Origin of the sequence: Gemmatimonas sp. (assembly GCF_036405635.1) — a bacterium.
In the GTDB taxonomy this organism is placed as follows: Bacteria; Gemmatimonadota; Gemmatimonadetes; order Gemmatimonadales; family Gemmatimonadaceae; genus Gemmatimonas.
The window spans coordinates 1-5,747 of record NZ_DASWXE010000154.1 but is presented as its reverse complement, the minus strand read 5'-3'; the positions used below and the strand labels follow the sequence as shown (position 1 = coordinate 5,747).

The 5,747-nt window shown below is 63.8% G+C and carries 7 protein-coding genes; 2 read left to right on the top strand and 5 right to left on the bottom strand.

Translation table 11 applies throughout. From position 1 onward, the window contains the following. Positions 1-639: diacylglycerol/lipid kinase family protein (locus VGE27_RS12520; protein WP_414653565.1), on the top strand; the 639-nt coding region annotated here is incomplete at its 5' end. On the opposite strand, the gene VGE27_RS12515 is transcribed toward VGE27_RS12520, so the two are convergent. The 5 genes from VGE27_RS12515 to VGE27_RS12495 all read right to left on the bottom strand — a co-directional run bounded on the left by VGE27_RS12515 (position 608) and on the right by VGE27_RS12495 (position 4,424). After that, the gene (locus VGE27_RS12515) at positions 608-1,558 is read right to left on the bottom strand and encodes a DMT family transporter (RefSeq protein ID WP_331049999.1); all 951 of its coding nucleotides are present in this window, start codon (positions 1,556-1,558) and stop codon (positions 608-610) included. The genes VGE27_RS12520 and VGE27_RS12515 overlap by 32 nt on opposite strands. Beyond that, entirely contained in the window at positions 1,555-2,433 is an 879-nt protein-coding gene (locus VGE27_RS12510; RefSeq protein WP_331049998.1) for a hypothetical protein, read from the bottom strand. Before VGE27_RS12510 ends, VGE27_RS12515 begins: the two co-directional genes overlap by 4 nt. Before the next feature lie 10 nt (positions 2,434-2,443). After that, positions 2,444-2,698: a Txe/YoeB family addiction module toxin gene (locus tag VGE27_RS12505; protein WP_331049997.1), complete on the bottom strand. Its 255-nt coding sequence runs from the start codon at positions 2,696-2,698 to the stop codon at positions 2,444-2,446. After that, positions 2,695-2,946: a type II toxin-antitoxin system prevent-host-death family antitoxin gene (locus tag VGE27_RS12500; RefSeq protein ID WP_331049996.1), complete on the bottom strand. Its 252-nt coding sequence runs from the start codon at positions 2,944-2,946 to the stop codon at positions 2,695-2,697. The genes VGE27_RS12505 and VGE27_RS12500 overlap by 4 nt, the downstream gene beginning before the upstream one ends. 74 nt (positions 2,947-3,020) lie before the next feature. After that, positions 3,021-4,424 (bottom strand): RluA family pseudouridine synthase, encoded by a 1,404-nt coding sequence (locus VGE27_RS12495; RefSeq protein ID WP_331049995.1) that lies wholly within the window; start codon positions 4,422-4,424, stop codon positions 3,021-3,023. Positions 4,425-4,631: 207 nt separating this feature from the next. Between VGE27_RS12495 and VGE27_RS12490 the strand changes: the two genes are divergently transcribed. Then, positions 4,632-5,747 (top strand): serine hydrolase domain-containing protein (locus VGE27_RS12490; RefSeq protein ID WP_331049994.1); only part of this gene is annotated, 1,116 nt, incomplete at its 3' end.

The window sequence follows — 5,747 nt, the reverse complement described above, 5'->3', positions numbered from 1 at the left end:
CGTGAACATGGCGCGCCCACGGAGATCGACGAGGCGTTGTCGTGGCTGCTCGCCGGGCGACCGGAGCCGGTGCAGGTGTCGGCGATCAACGATCAGTTGTTCCTGGTGAACGCCAGTCTTGGTGTGTACCCGGAGCTGTTGCAGGATCGTGAACGCTGGCAGGAACGGTTCGGTCGCAGTCGCCTCATCTCACTGGGCGCGGGCATGGCCACGCTGTTGCGTGCACGGTCGCCACTTCGCTTGCGCGTGGCGTGGGAGGAGAAGCAGCGCGACCTGCGCACGCTCACGCTGTTCGTGGGCAACAATCATCTGCAGCTCGAACAGCTGGGTCTCGCCGACGCCGAAGAAGCACAGAGCCAGCCGGCTCATGTGACCGCCGTGATTCTCAAGCCCATCGGTTCCATGGGCATGATGGGGCTGATGTTTCGCGGCGCGATGCGGCAGTTGGGTGAGGCCGATGGCGTCGATCACTTCCCCTGTCAGGAGCTCGTGATTCAGCCGGCGTCGACGTTCAGCGGGCGCAAGATGAAGGTGGCCTACGACGGCGAGGTGGCGTGGATGAAGGTGCCCATCACCATTCGTGTGATGCCCACGCCGCTGTGGCTGCTCAAGACGCCGGAGCGCGAGCAGGAGCGCTGACCGTCACCGCCGGCGTTCGTACGGCGAGATTGATACCGGCCAGCACCGCCACCAGCGCCAGGATGAGGCGCATCGTGATCGGCTCGCCGAGTAGGAACACGCCCAGCGCGATGGCCGAAATCGGATTGAGCGCGAGGAAGACGGCTACGCGTGAGGGTGTGGATCGACGGAGTGCATAGCTCCAGAGACCAAACCCCACCGCGCCACCGAGCGTGCCAAGAAAGAGCACAGCCAGCCATCCGTTGGACGAGATAGTGCGCGTGTGTGCGCCAAGTCCCTGCAGCAGCGCGAGTGGGGCGAGCGATAGCACACCGGCCACCATGGCCCACGACGTGACCTGGGCCGACGGATATCGCAGCAGCAGTGGCCGGGACCACACATTGTAGACCGCACCGCAGATCACGGTGGTGAACGCGAGTACGTAGCCGACCCAGTGATTTGTGCCCGATGATGTCTGCGTAGCGGCCGCATGCGCGGGATCAATGGCAAGTACGATGCCCGCGAGTGCGAGCAGTTGTCCGACGACGATGCGCGCGGACAGGCGCTCGGTGCCGCGCAACACGGAGAGTGCGAGCGTCACCAGCGGATTCGTGGCGACGATGAGCGCCACGGTCGCCGACGGCAAATGGGTCAGTGACCCGCTGAAGCTCCAGGGGAAGAGCCCGAAGAACAGCGCGCCGAGCAGGGCAATCTGTGCACGGTCGCGTCTTGGCATCGGCTCCAGCGCGCGGCCACGCAACATCGCGAACATGCAGATGCCCGCAATGACATAGCGCAGGAAGGCCAGCACCACCGGTGTCGTTTGCGGAACGACATAGCGCGTGGCGACGACAGACGCGCCGAAGCAGATGCAGGCAACGGCGGCGGCGAGGGACGCCGAGCTGTCAGGGGTTCGGCTATCGGCCGGGTTTGTTGTCACTGGTTCCTTTCGGCCGGGGATGCGCACAATGCACCGATGGTGTCGATGAGCCGCGATCGCAGCTCGGTGCCTCTGGCGCTCAAGCTACGCTGCCGGCGCTGGTACTCGTCTCGGCCTTCGGGCGTTTCGATGCACACGGGATCGAAGCCCATCGCGCGGAGATCGTATGGGCCGGCCTGCATGTCGAGCACTCGCAGCTCCGCCGCGAGCTCGAAGCAGTCCCATAACAGGTCACTGCCAACCCACGGCATGGCGGTGTACGCCCAGCGATACAGATCCATGTTGGCATGGATGCAGCCAGGCTGCTCTGCAGAGTAGCGCGTCTCCCATGCCAACGGGATGCGGTTCATCGGTTGTGCGGTGGGCGCAAAGAACCGGAACGCATCGAAGTGACTGCACGCCACCGGACGACTCTCCACCAGCGCATCCACCTCGGCCTGCGGGAGCCGGAGCGGTGCAATACCGGCGTGACGGATGTCGTGGCCACCATACACCATGGCCCATTCGTGCATGCCGTAGCAGGCGAAGTTGGGCGCGCGGCTCTGGGTCGCAGTGAGCACTTGCAGTACCCGTCCGAGCATCTTGCGCTCGGCATCCTTGAGCGCATTCGGGTCACGGCGAATCATGCCGTCTACGACGCGATACTCTCGTCCGCTGAATCGCGCCCGCGCTTCGGGGCTGTCTTCCAACTGCTCATGCGGGTTGGGATGCCACGCTTCCAGGCGGCCACCGGAGAGGGTGTAGTACTGGAACAGGAAGTCGTACACCGGGTGCGCTTCGCCGCGTGAACGTCGCTCGCGATTGGGCAGGGTCCAACGCTGCACACGAGTGAGGTGGGCGTGGGCGCGTGACTGCCATTCGGCGGTGGTCAGCAACAGGAAGCCGTCAGTAGTGATATCGCAACTGGGCAATGAGCAGTGCCCCATCGACGATCTTGTACACGATCCGATGCTCTTCATTGACCCGACGTGACCAGTAGCCCGACAATGCATGCTTGAGGGGCTCGGGCTTGCCTTTTCCGGAGTACGGCGTGCGGCCGATCTCCTTGATCAGGTCGTTGATGCGCTGCACCACCTTCCTGTCGGTCTCTTGCCAATGCAGGTAGTCGTCCCATGCCTGCTCAGAGAACACCAGCTTCACTTGGCGAGTTTCCTTGCCTTCCCCTTCCCGGACTCGAGTGCGGCAATGCTCTCCAGCAGACGCTGTGCATTGCGAGGGCTTCGCAGGAGATAGGACGTCTCTTCAAGCGCCTTATAGTCGTCCAGCGACATCATCACGACTGCCTGCTCACCGCCCCGTGTAATGATGACCGGCTCGTGGTCCTCGCAGACTCGGTCCATCGTATCGGCCAGTTTGGCCCGGGCGGCACTGTAGGTAATTGAGTCCATCGGATCTCCTGTTGTACATAAACTTGTACAATACAATCGCGATGGTCAATGGTTTGGGATGCCGGTTGTTCCGGTCAAAAGGGAGCCGGTGTTTCCACTACCACCTGCTCGCCCGTCACCGGATGCTCAAATGCCAATCGCTCGGCGTGCAATAACAAACGCTCGTCTTCATCCGGTGCCGTGCGTCCGTAGAGTCGGTCACCAACAATGGGCGCATCGAGGCCATCGGGGTGCGCGGCATGCACACGCAGTTGATGTGTGCGGCCCGTGTGCGGTGTGAACTTCACGCGGGTGCGGCCGTTCTCACGCGCGAGCACCTGCCACTCCGTGTGCGCGGGCTTGCCGTGCTCCGGGTCGTGGATGTTGCGCGGACGGTCGTCGATATCCATGCGCAGCGGCAGGTGCACATGTCCGTGATCACCGGTCACATCGCCGTCGAGCCACGCCACGTAGTGTTTGTCGATCTCACGCAGCGAGAACAACCGCTGCAGCGCTGATGCTACTGCGGGATCCTTCGCCGCCAGCAGCAGTCCCGATGTGTCGAGGTCGAGACGATGCACCACCATCTGTCCGGTCGCTTCGGGATAGCGCGCGCGCAGTCGTGACATCACGCAGTCCTGCATGGTGGCGCCACGACCGGGCACGGTGAGCATGCCACTGGGCTTGTTCACCACCAGCAGGTGCTCATCCTCGTACACCACCTTGGGTTCATCGGCGGCCAGTGCCGCCGAGCCGTAGAGTGGTGGCTCGTCGGCCGGCAATCCGCCGAGCATGTGGGTGAGGATGGGCATACACTTGCCGCGGCAGGCGGCGTAAAACACACCCTGCCGGCGATCGCCCGTGGGTGCCGGAGCGCCCCACCAGAACTCGGCCAGTGCGAGTGGTGTGAGCTCAAGTCGATAAGCATGGGCGAGCAACTTGGGTGCCGCGCAATCGCCCGCACCGGCAGGCGGTTCGGCGGGCGCAAAGATGTCGCGGAGCGAATGGACGTGACCGAGCGCGTTGGTGAAGTGGTAGCTGTCCTGGATCTGCCGCATGAGCGTGCGGGAGCGGGCCGTACGTGTCTCGTCGAGTTCACGAACGGCATTCGCTGTGCCTGGCATGTTTGCGATCAATGCAGCACGACGCGCCGAGAAGTCGAGCATCTCGGCTTCACCGGGAATCCACACCAGGTCGCGCGCCGTCTTGTCGAATGTGCCGGGGACCCAGTCGTTCATCTCCCACTGCCCATCGATCATGCCGGAGAAGCCGCGCAGGTAGCCGATATCCCCATTGGGCGCTGCTACCACGAGCACCCCGAACATCTTGCCGTTGCCCGGTTCGTGCAGACGCCACGGCACGGCGTGATGCGCCTCGAGCGTCTCCATGAGCTCCACGGCCGCACGCCGCGCCAGCGGATGCACGGCGCCGCGGTCGAATGGCGTGGGGAAGCGGGTGGGCCAGTCGGCAGGCGATGGCGCGGGAGAGAGCGGGATCACTGGTGGCGCGAGTGTGACAGAGACGTTGGGGTGAACTTCACGATGACCGCGCACCATACGCCGGACAAGGGCGTGGCCAACCATTGGATAGGTGAGCCTGTCGTACGCAGGAGTGTCCGGCTGCCATTTCACGTCCAATGGATCACCATGATGCGATCGCCGTCTTCTTCCCGTGCTGCTGCGTGCTTGGTTGTCGGAGCCATGTCGATGAGCGCATGGGAGGTCTCTGCGCAGACCGCTTCCGCGCAGACCGTCGCTGCGCCGCTCGTACCGGGATTGCAGTACGTCGACTCGCTGATCGCCGCGGAGTTTGCCCGCGACAGCACCGGGAGCATCACCGCTGGCATCGTGCAGCGTGACCAGTTGGTGTGGACGGGCAGCTACGGATTCGCGAACATGGCCACGCGGCAGCCGGCGAATCGGCAGACGGTGTACCGCATCGGCTCGATCACGAAGATGTTCACAGCCACGATGCTGATGCAGTTGGCGCAGAGCGGACGGGTGAAGTTGTCCGACCCGGTGGTGCGGCACTATCCGACGTTTGCGCAGATCCCGGGTGCCGGCAAGACCGAGTCACCGGTGACGCTGTGGCAACTGGCCACGATGACCAGCGGTCTTTCAGCCGAAGTCCGCAACGGTGCGGCATTCGATACCGGCGCAGCGGCGCAGTGGGAGGCGACGTTGCAGCGCGCGTTGTCCAACGCCGCGTTCATCGCCTCGCCGGGTACGCACTTTCAGTACTCCAATATCGGCTATGCCATTCTTGGCGCCGCGTTGAGTCGTGCAGCGAGCATGCCGTACATCGCGTGGCAGGAACAGCGCATTCTCGCACCGCTGGGCATGACGCGGTCACACTTCGCGTTGAGCTCCGATATCGCCGGTGATCTCGCCACCGGGTATGTGGTGGAGAATGGTCGAGCCGACTCGACGCTTCCCATGCGTGAAGTGCGGCAGGGGCGTGGCTATCGAGTGCCGAATGGTGGTCTGTTCACCACGGTGGATGACCTGGGTCGCTTCCTGTCCTTTCAGCTTGGGCATGGTCCCGCCTCGGTGTTGCCGCGGGCGCGCCTGGACAGTGCCTACGTGGGCATGGTCGCCACGTCCACCGAGGAGGACTTTGGCTACGGCCTGGGCTTCATGCTGCAACGTCGCGGTGACTTCCCCTGGGTGGGACACAGTGGTGGCACGCCGGGCTATCAGGCGGTGATGTACTTCGACCGCGATCACCAGCTTGGGGTGATCTTGCTGCGCAATGCGACTGGTGGGCGGGTGTCGATCAATCGATTGGGGCCGGATCTGCTCAAGATGTTGATTCTGGAGAAG

Excerpts from the sequence above, each read along its gene's own strand:
- VGE27_RS12500 (WP_331049996.1), bottom strand. The coding sequence starts at position 2,946 with ATGGACTCAATTACCTACAGTGCCGCCCGGGCCAAACTGGCCGATACG.